Below are 256 nucleotides of genomic sequence, written 5' to 3' on the forward strand. Positions count from 1 at the left end.
ACCCAGCCGTATGATAATAAAAACTACTATGTGCTTTATCCAAAGTCGGATAGTGCCAGCTTTAAGAGTTTATCAATGAGCTGTAGTGGTGGTAAGCCAGTCAGGATGGTGCTAAATGATACCTTAGTTCAAACGACCTCTATCAAGTTTAGTGGCATCAAACTGAACCCGAGCATCAGCAGCAGCCATTTTAAATTTACCCCGCCAAAGGGCGTTGATATTATTAACCAATAATTAACAATCAGTACTGTTAATC

At 39.8% G+C, this 256-nt stretch carries 1 protein-coding gene; it reads left to right on the forward strand.

Going from position 1 to position 256, the window contains the following annotated elements; translation table 11 throughout:
- A partial coding sequence (locus AAEZ03_RS28145; RefSeq protein ID WP_350583238.1) for an outer-membrane lipoprotein carrier protein LolA occupies positions 1 to 234 on the forward strand: 234 nt, incomplete at its 5' end.
- Between the last annotated feature and the right edge of the window lie 22 nt (positions 235 to 256).

The organism is Pseudomonas sp. HY2-MNA-CIBAN-0224 (assembly GCF_040310285.1).
In the GTDB taxonomy this organism is placed as follows: domain Bacteria; phylum Pseudomonadota; class Gammaproteobacteria; order Pseudomonadales; family Pseudomonadaceae; genus Aquipseudomonas; species Aquipseudomonas helleri.